Origin of the sequence: Selenomonas dianae, from assembly GCF_030644225.1 — a bacterium.
Classification (GTDB): domain Bacteria; phylum Bacillota; class Negativicutes; order Selenomonadales; family Selenomonadaceae; genus Centipeda; species Centipeda dianae.
In genome coordinates, this window is the sequence record NZ_CP128650.1 from 1,194,461 (window position 1) to 1,217,313 (window position 22,853).

The 22,853-nt window shown below is 54.7% G+C and carries 19 protein-coding genes; all 19 read right to left on the bottom strand.

The features are described 5' to 3' along the window. Positions 1-62: 62 nt before the first annotated feature. Entirely contained in the window at positions 63-1,013 is a 951-nt protein-coding gene (locus QU667_RS05840) for a chemotaxis protein (protein ID WP_304988364.1), read from the bottom strand. 89 nt (positions 1,014-1,102) lie between these two features. Beyond that, on the bottom strand, positions 1,103-2,011 hold the full coding sequence (locus tag QU667_RS05845; RefSeq protein WP_304988365.1) for a CvfB family protein: 909 nt from the start codon (positions 2,009-2,011) through the stop codon (positions 1,103-1,105). Positions 2,012-2,016: 5 nt separating this feature from the next. Next, positions 2,017-2,361, bottom strand: coding sequence for a ribosome silencing factor (gene rsfS, locus QU667_RS05850; RefSeq protein WP_304986294.1), 345 nt, complete (start codon positions 2,359-2,361; stop codon positions 2,017-2,019). 14 nt (positions 2,362-2,375) lie between these two features. Next, a complete protein-coding gene (locus QU667_RS05855; RefSeq protein WP_304986295.1) occupies positions 2,376-3,422 on the bottom strand; it encodes an LCP family protein in 1,047 nt (348 codons plus the stop codon). 204 nt (positions 3,423-3,626) lie between these two features. Then, positions 3,627-4,202, bottom strand: a complete 576-nt coding sequence (yqeK, locus tag QU667_RS05865; RefSeq protein ID WP_304988419.1) for a bis(5'-nucleosyl)-tetraphosphatase (symmetrical) YqeK — start codon at positions 4,200-4,202, stop codon at positions 3,627-3,629. Then, complete coding sequence (gene nadD, locus QU667_RS05870) at positions 4,186-4,806, bottom strand: nicotinate-nucleotide adenylyltransferase (RefSeq protein ID WP_304986296.1); 621 nt, start codon at positions 4,804-4,806, stop codon at positions 4,186-4,188. The genes yqeK and nadD overlap by 17 nt, the downstream gene beginning before the upstream one ends. A gap of 143 nt (positions 4,807-4,949) precedes the next feature. Beyond that, complete coding sequence (locus tag QU667_RS05875; RefSeq protein WP_304986297.1) at positions 4,950-6,248, bottom strand: glutamate-5-semialdehyde dehydrogenase; 1,299 nt, start codon at positions 6,246-6,248, stop codon at positions 4,950-4,952. An 11-nt stretch (positions 6,249-6,259) separates the two neighbouring features. Beyond that, positions 6,260-7,384, bottom strand: coding sequence for a glutamate 5-kinase (gene proB / locus QU667_RS05880; protein WP_304986298.1), 1,125 nt, complete (start codon positions 7,382-7,384; stop codon positions 6,260-6,262). Next, on the bottom strand, positions 7,381-7,680 hold the full coding sequence (locus QU667_RS05885; protein ID WP_304986299.1) for a YhbY family RNA-binding protein: 300 nt from the start codon (positions 7,678-7,680) through the stop codon (positions 7,381-7,383). The genes proB and QU667_RS05885 overlap by 4 nt, the downstream gene beginning before the upstream one ends. Positions 7,681-7,693: 13 nt before the next feature. Then, complete coding sequence (gene obgE / locus QU667_RS05890) at positions 7,694-8,977, bottom strand: GTPase ObgE (RefSeq protein ID WP_304986300.1); 1,284 nt, start codon at positions 8,975-8,977, stop codon at positions 7,694-7,696. A 60-nt stretch (positions 8,978-9,037) separates the two neighbouring features. Continuing rightward, entirely contained in the window at positions 9,038-9,340 is a 303-nt protein-coding gene (gene rpmA / locus QU667_RS05895; RefSeq protein WP_304986301.1) for a 50S ribosomal protein L27, read from the bottom strand. Then, positions 9,337-9,657, bottom strand: coding sequence for a ribosomal-processing cysteine protease Prp (locus QU667_RS05900; protein ID WP_304986302.1), 321 nt, complete (start codon positions 9,655-9,657; stop codon positions 9,337-9,339). Before QU667_RS05900 ends, rpmA begins: the two co-directional genes overlap by 4 nt. 3 nt (positions 9,658-9,660) lie before the next feature. Then, positions 9,661-9,972, bottom strand: a complete 312-nt coding sequence (rplU, locus tag QU667_RS05905; protein ID WP_006691868.1) for a 50S ribosomal protein L21 — start codon at positions 9,970-9,972, stop codon at positions 9,661-9,663. A gap of 238 nt (positions 9,973-10,210) precedes the next feature. After that, positions 10,211-10,558, bottom strand: a complete 348-nt coding sequence (locus tag QU667_RS05910) for a histidine triad nucleotide-binding protein (protein WP_304986303.1) — start codon at positions 10,556-10,558, stop codon at positions 10,211-10,213. 80 nt (positions 10,559-10,638) lie between these two features. Beyond that, a complete protein-coding gene (gene addA, locus QU667_RS05915) occupies positions 10,639-14,412 on the bottom strand; it encodes a helicase-exonuclease AddAB subunit AddA (protein ID WP_304986304.1) in 3,774 nt (1,257 codons plus the stop codon). After that, positions 14,405-17,950: a PD-(D/E)XK nuclease family protein gene (locus QU667_RS05920; RefSeq protein ID WP_304986305.1), complete on the bottom strand. Its 3,546-nt coding sequence runs from the start codon at positions 17,948-17,950 to the stop codon at positions 14,405-14,407. The genes addA and QU667_RS05920 overlap by 8 nt, the downstream gene beginning before the upstream one ends. Beyond that, positions 17,947-21,027, bottom strand: coding sequence for an AAA family ATPase (locus tag QU667_RS05925; protein WP_304986306.1), 3,081 nt, complete (start codon positions 21,025-21,027; stop codon positions 17,947-17,949). Before QU667_RS05925 ends, QU667_RS05920 begins: the two co-directional genes overlap by 4 nt. Then, positions 21,024-22,169, bottom strand: coding sequence for an exonuclease SbcCD subunit D (locus QU667_RS05930; protein ID WP_304986307.1), 1,146 nt, complete (start codon positions 22,167-22,169; stop codon positions 21,024-21,026). The genes QU667_RS05925 and QU667_RS05930 overlap by 4 nt, the downstream gene beginning before the upstream one ends. Before the next feature lie 14 nt (positions 22,170-22,183). Continuing rightward, positions 22,184-22,846 carry a deoxyribose-phosphate aldolase gene (gene deoC / locus QU667_RS05935; RefSeq protein ID WP_304986308.1) on the bottom strand — a complete coding sequence of 221 codons (663 nt, stop codon included), beginning with the start codon at positions 22,844-22,846 and terminating at the stop codon, positions 22,184-22,186. Positions 22,847-22,853: the final 7 nt, after the last annotated feature.

Below are 22,853 nucleotides of genomic sequence, written 5' to 3' on the forward strand. Positions count from 1 at the left end.
TGTCAATAGAACGAACAAAGGACTGCTGCACACAAGTACAGCAGTCCTTTGTTTTGATGTGTTTAATTTTCCTCCACGGTATCATGAAGCGGCTCACCAAATGTGAGCGTATCCAGAAGGTCGATGAGCTGGTTGATCTCAGGTTTTGAAACCTGTCCGGACGCTCCGAGGCTCTCCCCTTTGCGTCTCATTTCTTCGCTGATGAGAGATGAGAAGAGAACGAGAGGAACTTCGCCCAGACGATTGTCCTCACGCACGAGCTTCAGCAGACGATGACCGTCCATCTTCGGCATCTCAACATCGGAGATAATGATGCGTACATGATTCTCGATCGGACCGTTCTTGCGTGCAAGATCCTGCAAGTAATCCCATGCATCCTGCCCGTTGCCAAAGTCGCGGATAAACTTGTAACCTGCTTCATGCAACGTGTTCACAAGGAGGTCACGCAGCATCTTGGAGTCCTCCGCAACCACGATGTGAGCCGTGCCGCGCCGTGTCTTGGCATCCTGTGTCGCCTCTGTGACTGTGGTAAGCTTCTGGTTGATCTCAGGATTGATCTCGGCGATGATGTTCTCGAAGTCAAGAAGGAGGACGATGCGATCCTCCATCTTGATGATACCGACAACACGCGAGCCCTCACCGACGTTCGGCGCAGGCTCCATATTCTTCCACGAGATGCGGTGAATACGATAGACGCTGCCGACAAGGAAGCCGATATCGTAGTTGTTGATCTCTGTGACAATGATGTTCTGAAGCTCGTCATGCGTTTGGAGATTGAGGCAACGCGCCATATTGACCAACGGAATTGCTTTGCCGCGCAAGGTAAAGAGCCCATCGACATAAGGGTGCGCTTCGGGCATCGCCGTGACCGGTGCGCGTGTAATGACTTCGCGCACCTTTGCAACATTGATGCCGTAGTTCACCTTTCCAATGCTGAACTCGACGATCTCAAATTCGTTCGTTCCTGTCTCAAGCAGGATACCTTTTTTCTCTTCTGTAACCGTCTCTGCCATTTATCTCTCTCCCCCATGCTCGTAAACATTGTTTGCTATGCTCTCTATTCGCTCTCCAGGAAAAAAATCCTGCCTATTTTGATAAAAAACTAAGACTTTTTGTTTTCCTCGGATAAATATGTCCATCCATCGCGCTGCTCGATGAGCCCTTCCTTGAGCAGCCGACCAAGTGCACGTTTGAACGCTGCCTTACTGATATGAAAACGATCCTGGATGACCTCCGATGATGTAGCATCCGAATACGGCATCTTTCCGTCATGATTTTTCAGAAGCGTGAGGATGTGATCGGCATCTTCCAAGCGCGCCACTTCTTTTGGGGGGCGCAGAGAGGCATTCAGCCGCCCGTCCTCCCGCAGATACGTCACACGCATTTCGACAGTCTCGCCCACGCGTGGACGTTTGGGGATTTCGTGGTGATCAATGAAGGCGATATAACGTTCCTCGGTAAAGAGGAATACACCACGTTCGGTGATGTTATAGACGGTTCCCTTTAGGCGGTCTCCTACGCGTACATTTTCGGCGGGGCGCGATGCGCGGCGCAGCTCATCCTCGACTTCCATCGTTACCGCAAGGCGGCCGGATTTGTCCGTGTATAGCTTTGCCCAAACGGTCTCCCCGATCTGCGGCCGCCCACGCATTCCTGCGTACGGGAGGAAGATGCCACGTTCCGCTCCGACATCGAGAAACGCACCTTCCTTCGTGACGTTGATGACACGCAGTCGTGCAACCTGCCCTTCTCTCATGCGTGGCGTACGCATACTTGCGGTAAGGCGTCGCTTTGGGTCGAGATAGAGAAAGACACGAACACGGTCACCGATCTTGACGGGGGCTGTCTGCTGAACACGATGCAGCAGAATATCATCATTGGTGTTTCCGGTTTCCGCATCCAAGAATACGCCAAGTTCGCTCTCCCGCACGGCTGTAAGCTCTGCGACCTGACTCGGACCATATTTGCACGGGCGTCGGTTATGTTCGGCTCCGCGTGTTCTTTCCTGCATTGTTTCTATTCCTCGTACGGCGTCAGCTTTGCATCGCCCCACAGGCGCTCCAATGCGTAGTACTCACGCGCATCCTGTTGGAAGATATGTGCAACGGTATCACCGTAGTCGAGCAGAATCCACTCGCCCTCACGATAACCTTCTTTGTGCAGGAAAGAAATCCCTGCATCCTCCATTTTTTCCTCGATGTTATCCGCAATCGCACGCACCTGTGTTGCAGTATTTGCCGAACAGATGACAAAGTAATCATTGGTCGACATGAGATCGATCATATCCATTTGCACAATATCTCGTGCTTTTTTTTCATCTGCCGCCGCGCAAATGACACGGCATTTTTCCTGCTCTGTCAAGCTGTTTCCTCCTGTTACTCAGAACCCGCCTCCGGCGGGAAAAGTTCATGAATAATTTCATCCGTTGCCGCACGATCCATAATCCAAACGGTATCATCATTCCGCGAGAAATCCCCCGGCAACATGATCGTGCGCGGCGGCTCAATGCTCAGCTTCCGAATGACATTGCCGATGTGTACGGAGTCAAAGAGTTCCGCGCTCGTTGTGACGTTTTGCTTCAGGATATCCGCAATCATCGGAACTTTGGGAAGTGTGTCAACGCGCAGCAGTTTTGCATAGAATGCCTTAACAAATTTCTGCTGTCGCTGCGTCCGTCCAAGATCGCCGAGATCGTCGCTCCGATAGCGCAGGTAGTGTTCTGCCCCCTTTCCGTCCAGATGGCGATAGCCCTGCCGCATATGGATGAAGAGCTGTGCCTCCGGATCGTCATAGTCCATGTTCTGCTCTACATAGAGGTCAATGCCGCCGACGGCATCCACAATCTGAGCAAATGTCACAAGATCGATGATAACATACTGATGGATGGAGATGTCAAACATCTGATTGATGGTCCGCACCATCAGGGGAGCTCCACCGACGGCATAGACGTTTGCAAGTCTGGTTTCGCCCTTATCCTGTGCCATGGCGACCCATGTGTCACGTGGAATATTGAGAATACGTACCTTCCCGGTCGCGTTCTCCATGCTGATTAAGAGGATGGCATCGGCACGCTTTTCATCGGCATTGTCCATGTTTACAGACTCATCCAACCCCAGCACAAGTACGTTTGTATAGCCGTCGAAGCGGACATCGACCGCGCCACGATTTTCCTCCTGTCGGATCAGATATGCTTCGTACATATCTCGCACATCGCGGTATGCCTGCATCCCCCAGCCAATCACATAGTAGCCGGCTGTGCAGATAACCGCCATAAGAAAAACGGCGAAGATCAAGCGGATGATGCCCTTCAGAACCGCAATACGGTGTTTGCGCGTGCGCTCTCTGCGGCGTTTCTTGATATTTTCACGCGAGTTTTCACTCTGTAATTTCGCAGCAAGTTCCTCTGCGTCATATTCCGACATCATCCCCTCCTCTCAACATTTTAGGAAGCACTGATAAAATGAAGATCTTCCGATTGGCGTAGATTTTTCGTCCGAATAAGGTGGAAAACCGGACGCATAGCAAGGGCTATGTGAAGGATTTTCCACCGAAGTGCGGGCAAAAAAGATGGGTCAAGATGGAAGTCCTGAATTTATCAGTGTTTCCTTTATAACATACCACGCCGTTTAACGCTGTTCAAGCAGAAGTTCATTGCGTGCCGTAATGGTATCGGGATGAATGAGCCCGCCCTTCTGTGCAACAAAGAGAATGGACTCCGTAAGCCCGACCAGCATCATCTCATCAAGCGACGCCGTACGGGAGAGTTCACGCAGACGCTCCACTTCGGGATAGTCTCTCGACGGTTCGATCATATCCGCATAGTAGATGATCTTGTCGAGTGCCGTCATATTCGCACCGCCGACCGTATGCCGCCAAACCGCCTGTGCAATCACAGCATCGTTGATACCGTAAACTTCGTAGATCAAATAAGCTCCAATATAGGCGTGGAGCAAAAGCGGCATGGCAGACTCGATTTTCCCGATGGGGATCCCACGCTGACGCGCTTCCTTCAGAAGGTCATCCGTCTTATAGACGCGTCCACAGTCATGCAGAAGCCCCGCCACACGGGCACGTTCCTCATTCATGCCGAAACGGCGCGCGATCGCGACTGCTGTTTCGGCAACACCGAGCGAATGCCGGTAACGGCTTGGAGTGAGCTGCTGCTCAAGAATAGCACGCATTTCCTCATAGCTCTTTGTCATGCTCACGATAGAGCCCCCTATCCTCAATATACTCTTCTACCTCAAGTGGCACAAGATGCCGAATGGAAAGCCCGGCACGGATGCGTGCACGGATCGCACTTGAGGAGATCTCCAAATGCGGCGTTGGCAAGACTTGAATGTGAGCACGTTCTTCTGCCGTAAATTTTTCTGCGAGCAGGAGTTCATCCAGCGGAACCCCCTGCCGCGTCGCCACGATGAATTGACAGGAGGACAACAGCCGTTTGGGTTCGTGCCAACGATAGAGATCGTTCATCGCATCCGCTCCGGTGATAAAGAAAAGTTCCACTCCGTTCAATCGTTTTTGAAGCTCTGCAATGGTATCCACGGTATAAGAAGGGCCTTCACGGCGCAGCTCGATATCCGATACGGAAAAGTACGGATTTTCCCGTATGGCACAATCAGTCATGGCAAGCCGATCCTCGGGAGATGCTGCATGAGTTCCATCCTTATGCGGCGGGCGTGCGGACGGAATAAAGAGAATCTCGTCCAAAGGAACGGTCGAGCGCACCATTTCTGCGGTAATAAGATGTCCCATATGAATGGGATCGAACGTTCCTCCCATGATGCCGATTCGTCTCTTCATGTCATCTCACCTCACAAGGTTGAGAACCGCAAATACGAGGGCGACGATGAGAAAAAACATGCCACCCGCCAACAGGTAATCGAAAATATCGTGCCGACCTTTTGAAGTTACTGCATATTGGCGCAGTGTACGAAGATAGCCGATCAGACATCGCATTCGTTTGTTTCTTTTCTCTGCGGGGAAGGCGTATTTTCGCGTATCTGTCCTTCTCCGTAGACAAGGTATTTCGTACTCGTCAGAGCATCGAGCCCCATCGGACCACGCACATGGAGCTTCTGCGTGCTGATGCCAATCTCGGCGCCAAAGCCAAACTCAAAGCCGTCGGTAAAGCGTGTCGAGGCATTCACATAGACGGTCGAGGCATCGACACGTTGCTGGAAAGTATGTGCCGCGCGAATATCGTTGGTAATGATTGTTTCGGAATGTCCCGTATTGTATTGATTGATATGTGCGATTGCCGCCTCCATATCTGTGACAATGCGAACTGACAGGATGAGGTCGCCGTATTCCGTAGACCAATCCTCCTCACTTGCCGCTACAATGTCCGAGAGAATTGCACACGTTTTCGGACAGCCGCGCAGTTCTACACCATCCGCATGGAGGATCTGCGCCATCTGCGGAAGAAATTCCTCCGCAATCCCCTCGTGTACCAGAAGTGTCTCTGCCGCATTGCAGACAGAGGGGCGCGAAACCTTTGCATTTTCCACAATGCGGAGTGCCATCGAAATGTCTGCTGCACAATCCACATAGATATGACATATACCTGCCCCTGTCTCTATGACAGGGACGGTACTGTTTTCGACAATGCGGCGAATCAGTCCCGCTCCGCCGCGCGGGATGATGACATCGAGCAGTCCTGTCAGATGCGTCATGACATCGACGGCAGCACGCTCCTTCATCGCAAGCAGTTGGATTGCTCCCTGCGGAATCCCTGCCGTATAGGCAGCACGCGAAAGCACCTTTGCGATGGCAAGATTCGATCGAAGGGCATCCGAACCTCCGCGCAGGAGGACTGCGTTCCCGGATTTCAGACAGAGTCCGATCGCATCCGCTGTCACATTCGGACGTGCTTCGTAGATGATACCGACCACACCGAGTGGTACGCGCATACGACGGATCTCAAGCCCGTTCGGACGGCGCACCGAATAGTCCTCTCTCCCCAGTGGGTCAGGGAGAGCAGCAATCAGACGAAGCCCTTCTGCCATGGAGGAAATGCGCTCCTCATTAAGGCGCAAACGATCCAGATAGGAGGTACGCATTCCCGCAGCGGTTGCTTCCTCGACATCCGCTGCATTTTCATGGAGGATTCTGCCTCTGTGCGCCATCAAGGCATCCGCCATCACGCAGAGGGCTTCGTTCCGTGCATCCGTCCGAAGTGTCGAAAGTCGATAGGAGGCAGACTTTGCTGCCTCTGCCTGCGTACGAATCTCTTGCTCGAACATACTCCACCGCCTTATATCATCAGAACCATATTATCCCGATGGATGATTTCCTCATGTGCCACATCTGCTACGAGATCATGGAACTCCGTTGTCCGGTGTCCCATGAGCCGGGTGACATTCGATGCGTCATATGCCGCAATTCCACGGGCAATTTCCTGCCCTGTCGGGCTGAGGACACGTACGGTCTCCCCTGCTGCAAAATCGCCGTAGACGGAAGTCACACCAACCGCTAACAGACTTGCTCCACATTGCATGGCGGCGATACATCCGGCATCAACAGAGATCTCTCCTGCAAGCCGCTTACCGAATGCAAGCCAGCTCTTGCGTGTTCTCAGATGTGCTTCACGCGCGGGAAAGAGTGTTCCGATCTCTTCCCCGCGCAGGATGGAACGGATGATACCGTCCTCATCCCCACGCGCAATCACCATTGTCACCCCGGCGTTCTGGGCAATCTTGGCAGCTTCGATCTTGGTCTGCATACCGCCTGTTCCCTGCGCAGAGCCGGCACCACCGGCAATCCTCTCGATTTCCGGCGTGATCTCTGAAATCTCTGAGATGAGCCGTGCTGCCCCATCTGTGCGCGGGTTCGCCGTATAGACGCCGTCAATATCCGAAAGGATGATGAGCGCATCCGCATCAACAAGCGCGGCGACGACAGCCGACAGATTATCATTGTCCCCGATCTTGATCTCGTCGACGGCAACGGCATCGTTTTCGTTGATGACAGGAATGACGTTCATCCCGAGAAGTGCAAGAAGTGCATTACGCGAGTTCATATACTGGTGGTGACGTGCAGCATTCTCCTTTGTGAGGAGGACCTGTGCCATTGTCCGCCCGTATTCGTGAAAGAACTTTTCATAGATGTGCAGAAGTGCGCCCTGCCCAATTGCGGCAAGTGCCTGCCGCGCAGGAATGTTTGCGGGACGCTCCTTGAGCCCGAGCGTGTTCATCCCTGCGGCAATCGCGCCGGAGGAAACCAGCAGGATGTCCTTCCCTTGATTTGCCTCATCAATGAGTTCGCGTACGAGATGATCCATGCGATGAAGATTCATCCCGCCCGACGGATGTGTGAGGGTACTCGTCCCCACCTTGACGACAATGCGTTTTGCCTCACACAGACGCGCTCTTGCATTCATAGTTCGATCCTTGGCTTATCAAAGTTGCGTCGGAAGAGAATACCATTTCTGCCGATGACCTGCACGAGGTTCGCGTCTGCCCGCTCCGCAAGAACTGTAATGGCATCCGCAGGGTCATCGGGTGCGTTTTGCAGAACGCGCACCTTGATGAGCTCACGTTTTTTGATCGCCTCACGAGCTGAGGCAACAACGGTCGGCGTTACACCTTCCTTGCCGATCATGACGATGGCCTCCTCTGTCATGCCGAGTGAACGCAGTTTCCGAATCTGCTTACCGGTCAGAGAGTTTCGCAGCAAAGTTCTTCCCCCATTAATCTTGATAGTCGAATTCCATATCTCCGATATGAACCGTCATTCCTTCTTTGATGCCGCGTTCACGCAGCTTTTCATCCAACCCTTTTAATCGCCAGATGTACTGAAAGCGGCGTACTGCCTCGTCATTGTTGAAATTTGTCATTGCAACAAGTTTTTCAAGTGCCTTACCGGATACGACAAAATCCCCCGCATCGTTGCGTGAAATCGTGACCTTCTCATCATCCTCTGCATTCTGATCGAAAACAGCAACGTCCTCTTCTGCCGCCTCCGGTTCCGGAACATATGCATCGAGCCATGCGCCGACGTGGTCGATCAGTTCCTGCACTCCTGTGCGTGTTGCCGCAGAGATGGCAAAGAACTCCATGCCCTCCTTTTGGGCGAGTGCCCTAAGACGCGGCAGATGCTCCTCAGCAGACGGCAGATCAATCTTATTTGCTACGAGAATCTGTGTGCGCTTCGCGATCTTCTCACTGTAACGCGCAAGCTCCTTGTTGATCTTATAATAATCTTCGACAGGATCACGCCCCTCAATGCCGGAAGCGTCGACAATATGCAGAATCAAGCGTGTGCGTTCTACATGGCGCAGGAAATCGTGTCCCAGTCCGACACCGTCGGCAGCGCCCTCGATGAGACCGGGGATATCCGCCATGACGAAACTCTTTTCATAATCCGTCTGCACGACGCCAAGCACAGGTGTCAATGTGGTAAAATGGTAGTCCGCAATCTCGGGTCGTGCCGCAGAGCACGAGGCTACAAGGCTCGACTTCCCGACACTCGGGTAACCAACGAGGCCGACATCTGCGAGGAGTTTCAGCTCCAAGCGCAGCTTGCGGCTCTCTCCCGGTTCACCAAACTCGGCAAAGGACGGCGCACGGTTTGCCGCATTTGCAAACTTTGCGTTTCCGCGCCCTCCACGCCCGCCATGTGCAATGACTGCCTCCATTCCAATCTCTGTGAGATCGGCAAGCACCTCTCCCGTCACCTCATCTGTCACAATCGTCCCCGGCGGGACATCGACATAGAGATGTGGGGCATTCCTGCCATACTGGTTCTTATACTCTCCGTTTTCTCCATTTTTCGCAGTAAATTTACGATGGAAACGAAACGAGAGGAGCGTATTCAGATTGCGGTCGGCGCGAAAGACGACATCTCCACCGCGTCCGCCGTCTCCACCGGACGGACCACCCTTCGGCATAAATTTTTCATGGCGGAATGCGGATTTTCCATGTCCGCCGTCTCCCGCCTTCACCGCGATCTGTGCGCGGTCAATGAACTGCATACGTCCCCCTATAGAAAAGAGCCTGCACCACCAAGGTACAGGCATCCGCATAGAACAAAATTAAACAGCGGCCTCCGCAAACGGATACACACTGATCTGGCGCTGATGACGCCCTTTGCGCTCAAAGGCAACCTTGCCGTCAATCTTCGCGAAGATCGTATCATCTTTGCCGATACCGACATTGTGCCCCGGATGGAAATGCGTGCCGCGCTGACGAACAATGATGCTGCCTGCCGTCACATGCGTACCTGCCTGCTCCTTCACGCCAAGACGCTTGGAGTGGCTGTCGCGACCATTGCGAGTAGAGCTGACACCCTTTTTATGTGCAAAAAGCTGCAAATCAAACGAGAACAATCTGTTCACCCCTTTACTTCCTGAATTTGAATACCCTTTGGACTGATCTTTTCAATCTCTGCAAGCCCCATGTACATGGTTCGCAGAATTGCCTCGGTACAATCATTTGGTGGCTCTGTAAGCCGTACGGTGAGATTTCCGCTCGCTATGTCATAGTTGACGGTACGATGCAGATGCTCCATGATGCCGAGAAGCGCAGACTGGGTCAGAGCAGACACGCCGGCGCAGACAATATCCTGCCCGTGTTTTGCCGTGCCACTGTGTCCTGTGACACAATACCCCATGATCAATCCATTTTCATTCATGAGGATTTCAACCGAAATCACGCATTACGCCTCGATCTTCTCGATAACGACCTTCGTGAACGGCTGACGATGCCCCTGACGCTTGCGGTAGTTGGACTTCGCCTTGTACTTGAAGACCAGGATCTTCTTGCCCTTGCCATGCGCCACGACCTTCGCAGTCACCTTCGCGCCGTCCACCATCGGACGTCCGACCTTGACGCTGCCATCGCTTACAACAGTAAGAACCTGATCGAAAACGACAGCCTCGCCCTCGCCCGCCTCAAGCTTCTCCACAAAAATGGTATCGCCCTCAGCGACCTTGTACTGCTTGCCGCCCGTCTTTACGATTGCATACATGAAAACACCTCCCTATATGGTTACTCGCCGACTACGGTTCGGTCAGACCGATTACATGACCTCGTCGTGCGGTTGGGGATGGGCTCACGCCCAAACAGGCTATACGCCTACGTTAGAGGATAATAGCATATAAGTGAGTTGCTGTCAACCCTTCGGCAACTTCATGTTGTGGTGAATCTTCACCAATGAATATTTATGGAATCATACTTCCTTCATAGTTCATTTGGATCTGTTTTTGTCAGCCCGGCGGCCATGTGAGCGAACGTCCGCCAAGCAGATGGAAATGCAGATGTCCGACGGTTTGCCCGCCATCCGCCCCCGTATTCGTCACGAGGCGAAAACCGCCCGCATCAATCCCCAACATACGCGCAAGTGCAGGAACCACATCGGTCAGAATATGCGCCGCAAGTTCCCGATCCTCTGCGCCGAAGTCCAATACACTCGAAAGATGCTTCTTCGGAATGACGAGAACGTGCTCCGGCGCCTGCGGGTCGAGATCACGAAATGCGAGCACGGTGTCATCCTCGTATACCTTCGTCGATGGAATCTCCCCATGAGCAATCTTGCAAAAAATACAATCTGCCATTTGATTTGCGTCCTTTCATTATATAGTGTATTGGAATATTTCGCGAAAAAGAAAATTATTCCTGCTGGAATGGGTAAGTTCTACATTCTTACCTCTCTGCCCGTATTGAGCAGGAACAGATAGCGTTCTTTGACTTCCTTGCCGAGGATAGTCTCCACAGCATCACAGTAGAGGTCAATCTGAAACTGATAGCGCGCACGTGCAGTATCGGCGGATATGCCGCGATCGGTCTTGTAGTCAAGCAGAATGTAGTCGCCGTTTTCCTCCTCGAAGAGAACATCGATGATTCCTTGCAGGAAAATCCGATCATGTTCATCCGTTGCCTCCGCATAGTAGTTCTGTGCGGGAAGGAGGCGCCCAAAGGGTAGCTCACGGTAGACTGCCTTTGCCGCACGCATACGTCGCCCTAATTTTGAGGAAACGAATGTCCATATGTTCCCGACATCGATGACACTGCGCTCCGCCTCCGTGAGAATTCCCTTTTCGGCGAGTCGGTCGATCTGACGCTCGATGGCGGAGATGTTTACAATATCCGACAGGTCGAGCTGCTGCATGACGGTGTGCATTGCCGTGCCGCGCTCCATCGGTGTCAGATGCTCTTGTTCCGATGAGCGCAGGAAGCGCGGAACTTCCCATTCCTGCGATGTATCTGCCGATTCAGGAACAGCCGGCAGAAATGAAGCGATTGCCTCCTCCTCGGCTGTCTGCTGCCTCTTGAGCTCCGTGACACTGGTCTTTGCATGAATCTGTGCTGTTCCGCGCAAATCATAGCTCCAGCCCAGCACCTCCGCGACACGATCAGCATCCTTTCCCGCAGGCAGCGGTTCGTCGGCACGAACAGCAGCAAGAACGGCGTCCGCACGTTCCTCCGACCGATCCTGAGAAACATGCACATCCTCATGTGGGAAACGAATATCAAAGCGCGCCTTTTCGTTTGTTTGCGGACGATAGACAATATCGTCCGCATTTTCGAAGAGTTCGGCTCCGTCGGGATGGCGCATCAGGGCAAGTGCAATCCAGTCGAGATAGCATTTTGCACCGAGAACAGCCTCCTTTGGAAATACCGTATCTTCTGTCTGTGCGTATTTGAGACAGTTCTCACGCAGCTGTTCCAATGCGTCCTTGCCCGCGTGCGTGATGTTCAGCGTTCCCGTTAGGATGAGTTTTTCCTGTGCACGTGTCATGGCGACATAGAGGATGCGCATCTCCTCCGCCATTGTCTCACGCTGAATGATGGCTTTGATCTTCCTTCGCGACATAGTGTCGTATTTTTGTCGCCCGGCTGCTGTGTTTTCGTAGACACGCAGACCGATGCCCTCATGCGCATGATAGAGCAAATCGCCCCTCGTATCCTGCGTATTGAATGCACCTGAGATGTTGGCAAGAAAGACGATGGGAAACTCCAAGCCCTTGCTGCGGTGGATCGTCATGATGCGCACAACATCCTCGCTCTCGCCAAGCGTGCGCGCAACCGAGAGGTCGGTGCTGCGCCGCTTCAGCGCGTCGATGTAACGCAGGAAGCGAAACAGTCCACGCTCGTTCGTCCGCTCAAAATCGGCGGCGCGGTCGATGAGCATACGCAGATTTGCCTGTCGCAGGATGCCGCCGGGAAGTACACCGACGTAGTCGTAGTATCCCGTCTCACGGCAGAGCATATGGAGCAGTTCGGGAACGCTGTGCACGAGGGCGAAGTGCCGCCAACGTCGAATGCGTTCCAGCGCATTTGCCGCCTTTGCTTGGAGTTCGTCTGACAGACCTTCTCCTGTCGCACCTGTCAGGATGTCATAGATACCGCCATACGGTGTATGTATGCGCAGGGCAGCCATGTCCTCCATCGTGATGCCGATCATAGGTGATACAAGTACGGCGGTGAGCGGCGTATCCTGCCGGGCATTATCGAGTACGGCAAGCAGGGAGAGCATCATGCGAATTTCACTCGCCTCAAAATAACCGGCGGTATCGTCCGCATATGCGGGGATATTCTCTTTGCGCAGTGCATCCAGCAGAATCCCCGCACGCTCTTTCGCCCCGCGCAGGAGAATGACAATATCCTTGTTTTGGATTGCATCTCCATTGTGCAGAACATATCCCCCGGATTTGAGTTCCTGAATGCGTCGCGCAATAAAATGCGCCTCGATTTCAAACGCTTTTCGTTCCTCCTCCTCCGCTTCTGTGCCGGCGGAATAGTCTGCGCGCAGGAGGTTGATCTCAAGAGGTTCTGCCAGTGACCGCCCCTTTGTCGGCTCCGGGAATACGCGCCCCGGATTGAGGCGGGCATGAACATCATAGGCAATGTCGACCGCTTCTTTGCTCATAATCTGCGAGAAAATCTCGTTGATGGGCTCAAGTACCTCGGCACGGCTGCGGAAGTTCTCAGACATCGTTACCAGTTCGCCCTCGGCACTGTCGCCACGGTATGCCTCATAGGTATGCTGAAAAAGCGACGGATCGGCAAGGCGAAAACGATAGATGCTCTGCTTCACGTCACCGACAATGAAGCGATTGTGCTCACGTGCGATCTGCCGCAGAATCCCTTCCTGCAGTCCGTTCGTATCCTGATATTCGTCAACCATAATCGCATCGTAATGGGCGCGCAGTTCATCGGCAATCTCGGTTGGCGCAGCAACAGTCGGATTCTTTTGCAGCTGCGTCGGATCGTCACACAGCAACGCGAGAGCCGTATGTTCAAGGTCGCTGAAATCGAGGATGCCGCGCTCGAACTTTTTCTTCTGAAATGCATTGTGAAATGCCGTTGTGAGGCGTGCGTACTGACGAATGGCAGCATTTGCGGCGTTTTCGGTATTACATAGTTCCTGCGCAGTTGCGGGCAAACGGCCGATGCACTTGTCCCATGAGGCATAGATCTTCTCTGTCAGCTTCTTGAGCTGTGCTCCAATCTCAGGATCAAAGTCCTCGACCGCTTTGCGCGGTATATTTTTTTTCGCCTTTTTTGCTGCAGCCGCTTCCGTGAGCAAGGCTTCCCATGCACTGTCCTGTTTCGCATTCACAAATCCATGAAGTGCGCCTTGCAAATCCTCGTAGACACCCCTGTTATGCACAAGTGCTTCGAGGCATTTTGCAGCCGCCGTACGCAGAGCCTCTCCCCCGCTGCTTAAAAGGTTGATTGCCGCAGTATAGTTTGCGCAGACCTGTGAAAGACTGTGCTCTAACTCATCCGCAAGGGTCTGAAACCCGTTGCGCGCCCAATACGGCGTATCGCTGCGCTCGTTTCCCTGTGCTGCAAGCCATGTCTCAGGCGAGGGCTGACTGAGCGAAAAGGCGTGCAGTGCGAGGATTTCCCCCTGCAGCTTTTCGTCGTCCCCCTTCACGCCTCCATAGGCATCAGAAAAAATCAGAAAGCCATCGGGATCGCCCTCTGCCGCTTTCTCGTATTCACTCTCGATCATCTGTTCAAACACGTCATTTTTCAGCAGCCGAATCTCCTGCTCACTCGCAATGCGGAACGTCGGCGGGATCTCCGTTGCATCAATGTGCGACTGGATCAGACGCTGGCAAAACGAGTGAAATGTCGAGATGTCCGCCCCCGTTAGGAGAACGCGCTGACGCTCAAGCGCGGCAACCTCTTCGAGTGCACCGCCTGTTTCGACAATGGCATCGATCTCGGTGTTGAGTGCCGCCTCAATGCGTTCGCGCATCTCCGATGCCGCCGCCTTGGTAAAGGTGAGGACGAGAACGCGGTCGAGCGACAGTGTCCCCGCACGCACCTGCGAGATGATGCGCTCGACCAGTACGCGCGTCTTTCCCGACCCTGCCGCCGCCGCGACGAGGATGTTCTGTCCACGCGTCTCAATTGCTTTTTGTTGATCGGCGGTAAACTGCATCCGTTCAGCCATCGGACGTCACCTCCCCGCACACCATTTGTGCAATCTCCTCCATTGCTGCCTGTGCATTGTCCGCAATCTCCCGATAACGATCCCCCTGCCCAAGCTCCGGATCGAACGAGCAGATGGAGCGATAGGTACAGAAGGTACAGGCATTGCGATCCCGAAAGCGATAGGGCGCAGCCTGTATATTGCCCCGCAGGATCTCCTCGGCAGTCGTGCGGATCAGCTGCGGCAGATAGGCGAGCAGCTGCTCGAACTCCTCGCGTGAACGGATGTGCCTTGCCGATGCCTTGGAGATGCTTTTGTCCTTGTTGAAGGTGATGCAGAGATGCTCCCCCATCGCGTCGATGCTCTGTGTGATCTCCGGATCGTCGATCAGCATCCCCGTGAGTACCATGTCCTTTGCAACCAGCCTTTGAAGATCCCTGTCACCCAGACGCACATCACTCTTGATGATGGGATTCACGACAGGCGCATAGAGCATCCCCGCCGGAAAGCTGTCTGTATCATGGAGGAGGCTGCGCACGACAAAGAGATAGAGCAGCAGCTGCATCTTCAACCCGTGACGAATCTCCGGCAGGAGCAGGGATGTCCCACCCGTCTTGTAGTCGAGGACGAGATAGTAGTCGCGCGCCTTCGTCACATCAAATCGATCGATCTGCCCGCGCAGGGAAAGTGTTGCCCCGCCCGCAAGCTGAAACTCCTGCAGTTTGACATCATCTGTGCGGCGTCCAAAACTGACCTCAAATCCAAGCGGATGAAATGACGATGCCTTTGCCCACGAAGTCAAATGACGGATGACCTGCTGCGCGGTGCATCGAATGCGTTCGATCCGATGGCGGTAGCTGGCACGGCTCATGAGAACGGAACTTCGAATGCGCGGAATGGCCTCGTGCATCAACTCATCGATCTTTGCCGCGCTGTCCGGCTCTGCCGCGCACCAGTCGTTTGCGTGTTGCGTACGCACCCATTCACCGTATCCATGCAGGATCTCATGCAGGAGCGTGCCAAAGTCATTGCTCTGAAACTCATAGACATCACGCTCCCTGAGACCGAGACCATACATCGCAAAGTGGCGAAACGGACACTGACAGAAAGTCTCAAGGCGTGTCGTGCTGCCGCTGATCCTTCCGTCACGCGCAAAGAGATGCTTTGCCGTCGTCGAAGAGATCTGATCCTCCTCGCGCGGCGATGAAACCAGACCGCGCACCATCAGGCGGAGCAGAGGCTCCATTACGGCGCTGCTGCGCATCCAGTTGTAGACATCACCCCAAATGGGGCGCATACGCCCACGCTCCTTCCGCGCGAGCAGAGCCCCTGCCAGCGATGAGAGTACGGGATGCGGCGCAGAGAGCACGAGATCGTCCTCCCGCTCTACCATGGCGAGCGGAATGGAGAGCACTGTCGGGCAAATCGTGCGCAGACGCGCGATCAGAGGCGACGGTGCGAGTGCCGCGCCGTCCGCAGAGGAGAGCGCATAGGAGATCCACAGATACTCCCGTGCCTCGGTGAATCCGCGATAGAGTTGATAGCGCTCCAGAAAGCTCTGCTCATGACTGCCGCCAGAGATCGTATGCTTCGTATGTTCGAGGGATTCACGAATGGAGAGCCGATCCGCATCCGACAGAACGCCCTGCGATGTACCCGCGCGCGGCATCATGCCCGCATTTGCGCCGACGATGTAGGCGGCACGGATACCCGCAAGACTGTTCTGGTCGAAGGAGGCTATCGTGACATGGTCAAGCCCCGGCGGGATCAATGCAATTTCGAGTGCATCCAGACCGTCCTCCAGCAGCTCCTCAAAGTCACGGGCAGAGAGATCTTCGTCTCCGCTGACCTCGACCAGCTGCTCCAAGAGGGTCATACACGAAGCCCAGATCTGTCGGTGCGCCGCCGCATCCGCAAGACGCCCCTCGGCATCCGCCGCCGCTCTCCATACCTCAAGGGTCTGTGGAACGTCCAGTTTCGTAAGGAATTTGTAAAGTGCAAGGGTTCGTTCCTGCGCCGTACTTTCCTCCCGACGAAGATGCTGCGTCAGCAGCGAAAGCGGTGTCGCAATGCGCCGACGAATGGCGTCAAGAGTGGTCTCCTCGGCAATGCGGGCAGCGTTTTGCTCTGTCGCTCGCGCATCCTCCGGGATCGTACGGCGAACGAAATCCCAGTCCTCCGTTGCCGTCCATTGATTTTCACTGCGAATGCCGAACGCCAGACAGTAGTTTTCCAGTCGATCGACCGCCTCCTCCCAATCGCCGCAGGAAAATCCGTCCTGCTCTGCCCCTTTTGTCACCACAGGAAAAAAGCCCGTACGCAGGGCACGGAATACAGTGTCGTACCCCCAGCCGCGCCATGCCGTCTGTGCGGCGGCACGCAGAAGCTCGGCAAGCGGATGATGGGTGCTCGGCCGTTTTGCGTCCAGATGACATGGGATGCCGCAGTCAGAAAATGCCGGGAGAAGAAGATCCGCATAGGTATCCATATCGCGTACGAGGACGGCAATCTCACGATAGCGATAGCCCTCGTCGCGTGCAAGGCGCAGCACATCAGAAGCGACCGCCTCCGCCTCAAGGCGCGGATTTGCCGCCTCGACAAGCTTGAGCGCATGATCCGTGATCGGGACGAGTCGCTCGTGTCCGAACAGATGTCGTTCCATCGCTGCAAGCGAGGGTTTTTGTGCACGCTGCTGCTCCTCCATAAGACGTATTTCGGGCGCAGCCGTCGGGTCGATCTCCGCAAGAAGCTGCGTAAGTGCCTGCATCGTCTGATACGAGCGTGCGAACAGCCCCGTATCCCTTATGTTTTCGGGGAGGTTGACCTGTACACGATTGCCCGACCGACGGCCATCCATCGTCAGGCTTATGTGAACGGTATCCGCTGTACGAAAGAGTTCATGGAACACTGCCATTTCCTGCGGATTAAAAAAATCGAATCCGTCGACCCAGATCTCAGCCCCACGCAAAAACGGCGCTTCCTTCAACTGGGCGGCAAGGCGTTCCATGCGATCCGTCTGATCGGTCAGCCGTCCCTCCATACGCGCGGAGAGATCATCCATGATGAGGGCGAGCTCCTTGAGTTTTTGAGAAAGCCGCCCCTGTGTATGTGTGTCATCGGCGGCAGCACGGAGAACATCGGTGGTCAGACGGTAGCGTTTGAGCTCGGCAATGGTACGCCCCAATGTCTCCGTAAAGCCGTGCTTGCCGATGGAGCGCACAAAGACCGAGAGTTCTTTCTCGTGTTTGAGCAAGATGTCTTTTAGGAGAATGCGTCTGCCAATATCACTGATGCGCGGCAGATGTGCACCGCCGGTCTCGATGAGTACCTGTCGCGCAAGACGGCGAAAACCGAACACATAGGCCTGCAAAAAACCTGCACTGTGTGTCAGTGACTCGGCAAGCATACGCTCTGCGGCGTAGGTCATGTGCTCGGGGACGAGGAGGATGCGCTGTCTGCCGAGAGGTTCATGCTCCAACGCCTTCGTCATCGACGCAAGGCAGGTGTGCGTTTTCCCCGTTCCTGCGCGTCCGATGATGAACTCAAGTTTTGCCGTCATAATGCCTCCAAGCCGCCCTGTGTGAAGCGAGCCCTGCTTCCCGTTGCCGAACGCGATACCTCAAGATGAACGGGGATGCGCGAACGCAGTTCCTCCACATGGGAGATAATGCCGACAAGGCGCCCCCCCTCCTGCTGCACCTCAAGGAGGGCGCGGATCGCAATGTCGAGTGTTTCACTGTCGAGTGAACCGAACCCCTCATCAATGAAAATCATGTCAAGGTGCATCCCGCCCGCATAGTGCTGCACCACATCGGACAGTCCGAGTGCCAGTGCAAGGGACGCGAGGAAGGTTTCGCCGCCGGACAGTGTGCGTGAGACGCGCGGAAGTCCCGTATACTCATCGAATACGTCAATTTCGAGTCCCCACCACTTGTTCCTGTGTCCGCCCGCGCCGTGTATGAGACGATAGCGTCCACGGCTCATCATGCTAAGACGCGCATTCGCCGCCTCGATGACATCGCTTAGGATCGAGCGCAGGACATAGGTCTGGAAATGCACCTGATAGGGGGCTTTTGCCGCCGCAACAGAGGCGAGTTTGCCGATGATGCGGTAACGCTCTGCACGCGCTGCACCGGATTTTTCGAGTATGTCAATACTCTGCATCATGCGTTTCAGCGTATTCCAACGCTCCGTGCGCTTGCCCTGCTCCTGCGCCGCATCCTGCACCGCCTGATCGGCAGCCGCCTCTGCGGCTTTCAGTGCATCCATGTCGGGGGCAACACATCCGTCGGCGGCGGCTTTTGCCTTTTGGAAAACCTCCTCGGCAGCTTTACGCTCAACGGCGTATTTATTCAGCTGCGTATGTACCTTTTCCAGAAATTTGTCCTCTGACCATCTGCCTTCGACAGCCGCATGGTATTCCTCCTCGGAAGAAAATCCGGCAGATGTACGCACGTCTGCATACGCTGTCTGTGCGATCTGTGCGATCTGTGATGCTTCCTCTGCGGCATTCTGTGCGGCAGTCCTTGCGCTTTCCGCTCGCGCTTGTTCGGCAGCTGTCTCATTTGCCTGTTTAAGCGCGTCTGCATACGTCTTTTTTTCCTGCTCCACTTCGGCGTTCAAGCGGGAAATTTGCGCGTCAAGGAGCGCACGGTCACGGTATTCTTCGGGAAGCCGCGCCTCAAGCGCAGACTGCTCGCCCTCGCGCATTCGCAGGAGATCACGCTTTTTCTGAGCCTCCGCTTCCTGCCTCTGTTGGTCGGTCAGCAGTTTTTCCAGTCGTTCCTTTTGCCCGGCACACTGCACAGTACGCTCCTGATGTTCCCGCGCGGCGTTTTTCAGTTCTTCGTTACGCTGCGCAACGCGCTGCAAGAGCCCTTCCAAGGTATCAGAACCGAGGGATTCACGCAAAAGTTCCTGTTCGTGGGCATGACTTTGCTGCGCACGTATATGCTCTCCTTTGATTTCCTCAAGTCTGCGGGCTGCTTCCTGAACAGACTCTTCCGCAGCATCCGCCATCTTTGCACATTGTTCCACCAGTTGTTCGGATGGAATATCCTCCGTGTGGATGGCGGGGCTCGGATGCGAGAGCGCACCGCAGACAGGGCAGGGAGCACCGTCCGAAAGTGTCGCGGCGAGGCGTGCGGCACTGCCAAGATCATAGAGCGCCTGCATCTGCCGCAGCTTCGACTTCGCAGCGGTCAATGTTTCGGCGGCACGCTGCCACGTCCGCTGTGCCGTTTCTTCCTTCTTGCCCAACGTACGCGCTTGTATGTTCCATTCGGAAATACGGGCAACGGCACTCTGACAGCGTTTCAGACGTTCCTGCTCGTGCTGAAACGCTTCGCGTGTCACCAATATTTTTTCAAGTGATGCAATGCGCTCCGCATTCTCGGCTTGTTCCGCACGCAGATTCTCGATTGTGTGCGCGTTGCTTTTTGCCGTTTCTTCGGCGCGTGCATTGGAGGCACGAAGCTCCTCTATAATTTTTCGACAGTCTTGGAGTTGTGCTGCGCACTCAGCGTATTCCGTAAGCTGCTGCACCCGCTCTATTTTCTTTGTGTGCTCCGCCTCCAGCGCTTCTGCCGCCTTCCGTGCTTCCTGCGCTGTTTGATATGCTGCTTTTGCAGCGATAAAACGGGCATCTGCCGCATTGAGTTCATTCGTCCGACGTTTTTTCAGTTCTTCCGCCTGTATGGCTTCACGTTCCTTGTGAAGAACCGGATGTGCGCGCTGTGCGCGTTCCAGCCGTGTACGAAAATCCCGTACATCATCTTCCTGCGCCTGTTTTTCCGCAAGATGCTTCTGTGCCGTCGCAAGATCCTGCAATTTTTGTTCTGCCGCCGCACCAATCTCACGCGCACGACGCGCTTCCTTTTGACGCGCCTCAAATCCCTTGCGTTCTTCGGCATGGCGGTCGATCGCTTCTTTCAGTTCGCCAATGCGCGTGCGTAGGTCATCACTCGTGTTCAGATTTTCCGAATGAAGCATCTGGTCGATCTGAGCCCGTTCCTCTTTCGCTGCATTTTCCAGACGTATGGATTCCTGCAGCAACGCCTCCTCAAGACGCTGATACCGCTCCGTGCGAAAGATGCGCTGCATGATGGCACTGCGATCCTTGACCTCGGCAAGCAGAAACCGCTGAAACTGTCCTTGCGGCAATAGAACAACCTGACGAAATTGGTCTGCATCAAAGCCGATGAGCTGACCAATGCGCTTCGATACTTCGGTCACATTGGAATCGAGCAGTGTCTCCTCCCCATCTTCTCCCTCATCGGGCAGCCGATAGAGTTGTCCCGTTGCCGCACGCCTTGTCATCTTGCCGCGCGACATACGTTCGTATGCAGGAGAGCGCAGAACGCGATAGCGGCGACGCCCGAGAGCAAAGACATACTCCACCTCCGTGATACGCTCCGGCGGAGCATCGGAGGAGCGAAGGGTTGAACCTTCACGCACATTTCCACTGGATTCACCATATAGTGCAAATACAATGGCATCCAGTATTGTTGTTTTCCCCGTGCCCGTCGCCCCATGAATGAGAACGAACGGCGCATTTGCCAGAGCTATCTCAAAGTCCAGTATCTGCTCCTCGACATACGAACCGAATGCCTGTAAGCGAAGTTTCAGAGGTCTCATTCTGCACGCTCCCCCTGCTGCATCGAATCAATGATACGGATAAGTGCGTCCCGCTCCGCCTCTGTCATCTCAGTGGCTGTCACCTCTGCAAAGAAATCGGAAAAGAGATGCAGATCGGATTTCCCGCGTTCATAAGTGCGCTCTGCGGAGGAAAGGCGATTGACGTTGATGTTCGGGCGTGTGATGGTAAAGAGATTCGGATAGATCCGCCGCAGTTTCTCATGTGCAGCGAGTACGGCATCCGTATCGAGCAGCTCCACACAGATGTAGTCGTCATGTGGGAGCATGTCGAATCCGTCACTCACAACATCGTTCATTGTCCCGCGCACAATGCGGACATCATGACGCGGTGTCAGCGGATAGAATGTGTGGGCTGCCATCCCTTTCGCATCCAGTTCGACAAGCTCGATGCCCTTTTTCTGGTGCGCTTCATCAAAGGAGTATTTCAGCAATGAGCCGGAGTAACGTACATTCTCCGCACCCGCCCGCTGGGGCGCATGGAGGTGTCCAAGTGCCGTATAGGAATATGCAGCGAAATGCTCCGCGCTGACCTGATCGCTGCCGCCGACGGAGAGCGCGTGTTCGGACTCCGAGGTCTGCCCACCGATGACGAAGGCGTGCGCGACTGCCACGCTGCGCACCAACGATGGAATTTGTGCGCGTGCCGCTGTAATTTGGGCGGCAAGTGCTCCATCAAAGGAGATGTTTTCATCGAGTGAAAATGCCTCACGTACATGCGGGGGATCCCCATAGGGAATGAGCGAAAAATAGACCTCCCCAAACGCATCTGAAAGGATGACAGGCGATTCATCGGCACGCACAACACCCGCCGGATAGATGCCGGACGCACGAAGAAGCTGTGCACCAAAACCGAGGCGCACAGCACTGTCATGATTTCCGGCAATGAAGAGCACGCGAATTCCCCGCTCCGACAGCCGTGTCAATATTTCGTTGAAGAGTTCGACCGCCTCCGGGGGCGGGATGGCGCGGTCATAGACATCACCCGCGATGACGAGTGCATCGGGACGCACCTCCTTGCACAGTGCAAGCAATTCCTCCAATACATACGCCTGATCCTCTGTCATATGCCGCTGTCCGAAGAGTTTTCCCAAATGCCAGTCTGCCGTATGGATGAACCGCATGACATCCCCTCATCTCATGAATCTGCTTCAGTCAGAATTTTTGCGACGGATGAGCTGCCGATGCCCAGACGATGCACACCCATATCCAAAAATCTCTTTGCGGTAGCATAGTCCCGAATGCCGCCGGATGCCTTGACCTTGCATCGCCCGTGCGACGTATCCAACATGATGCGCAACTGCTCCTCCGTTGCTCCCGTGCCGAGGAATCCCGTCGCCGTCTTGACGAAGTCTGCTCCCGCTGCAATACTGACCTCCGTCGCCCGTGCAATCTCCTCCGATGTCAGCTGGCTTGCCTCGAAAATGACCTTGACAAGCACGTTACGTGCATGGGCAGCGTTGACGACGGCGCATATTTCCGCCTCGACCTCGTCCCATTTCCCGGAGCGGGCAAGCCCATAGTTCATTACCATGTCAAGCTCCTCTGCACCATACTCCATATAATAGCGTGCCTCCAGCTCCTTGACTGCGGCGGGGGCTTTCCCGTGCGGAAAGTCGAGCACCGTACACACGCGCGTATCGGTACCCTGGCAAAGCTGAACGGCAAGCGGGATATCCGCCGGCTGGACACAGACCGAGCAGCACTCCTGTCGTACCGCCTCCGTAATCGCCGCACGAACCTCATCGGAGGTCATCGCAGGATTCAGCGGAGATGAATCGATATATCTGCTGAGTTTCATCGTTGAT

What these genes read in the sequence shown, in the direction of transcription:
- QU667_RS05840 (WP_304988364.1), bottom strand. Translation starts at nt 1,013, where the DNA reads ATGGCAGAGACGGTTACAGAAGAGAAAAAAGGTATCCTGCTTGAGACA.
- QU667_RS05845 (WP_304988365.1), bottom strand. Translation starts at nt 2,011, where the DNA reads ATGCAGGAAAGAACACGCGGAGCCGAACATAACCGACGCCCGTGCAAA.
- QU667_RS05855 (WP_304986295.1), bottom strand. Translation starts at nt 3,422, where the DNA reads ATGTCGGAATATGACGCAGAGGAACTTGCTGCGAAATTACAGAGTGAA.
- yqeK (WP_304988419.1), bottom strand. Translation starts at nt 4,202, where the DNA reads ATGACAAAGAGCTATGAGGAAATGCGTGCTATTCTTGAGCAGCAGCTC.
- nadD (WP_304986296.1), bottom strand. Translation starts at nt 4,806, where the DNA reads ATGAAGAGACGAATCGGCATCATGGGAGGAACGTTCGATCCCATTCAT.
- QU667_RS05875 (WP_304986297.1), bottom strand. Translation starts at nt 6,248, where the DNA reads ATGTTCGAGCAAGAGATTCGTACGCAGGCAGAGGCAGCAAAGTCTGCC.
- proB (WP_304986298.1), bottom strand. Translation starts at nt 7,384, where the DNA reads ATGAATGCAAGAGCGCGTCTGTGTGAGGCAAAACGCATTGTCGTCAAG.
- obgE (WP_304986300.1), bottom strand. Translation starts at nt 8,977, where the DNA reads ATGCAGTTCATTGACCGCGCACAGATCGCGGTGAAGGCGGGAGACGGC.
- rplU (WP_006691868.1), bottom strand. Translation starts at nt 9,972, where the DNA reads ATGTATGCAATCGTAAAGACGGGCGGCAAGCAGTACAAGGTCGCTGAG.
- QU667_RS05910 (WP_304986303.1), bottom strand. Translation starts at nt 10,558, where the DNA reads ATGGCAGATTGTATTTTTTGCAAGATTGCTCATGGGGAGATTCCATCG.
- addA (WP_304986304.1), bottom strand. Translation starts at nt 14,412, where the DNA reads ATGGCTGAACGGATGCAGTTTACCGCCGATCAACAAAAAGCAATTGAG.
- QU667_RS05920 (WP_304986305.1), bottom strand. Translation starts at nt 17,950, where the DNA reads ATGACGGCAAAACTTGAGTTCATCATCGGACGCGCAGGAACGGGGAAA.
- QU667_RS05925 (WP_304986306.1), bottom strand. Translation starts at nt 21,027, where the DNA reads ATGAGACCTCTGAAACTTCGCTTACAGGCATTCGGTTCGTATGTCGAG.
- QU667_RS05930 (WP_304986307.1), bottom strand. Translation starts at nt 22,169, where the DNA reads ATGCGGTTCATCCATACGGCAGACTGGCATTTGGGAAAACTCTTCGGA.
- deoC (WP_304986308.1), bottom strand. Translation starts at nt 22,846, where the DNA reads ATGAAACTCAGCAGATATATCGATTCATCTCCGCTGAATCCTGCGATG.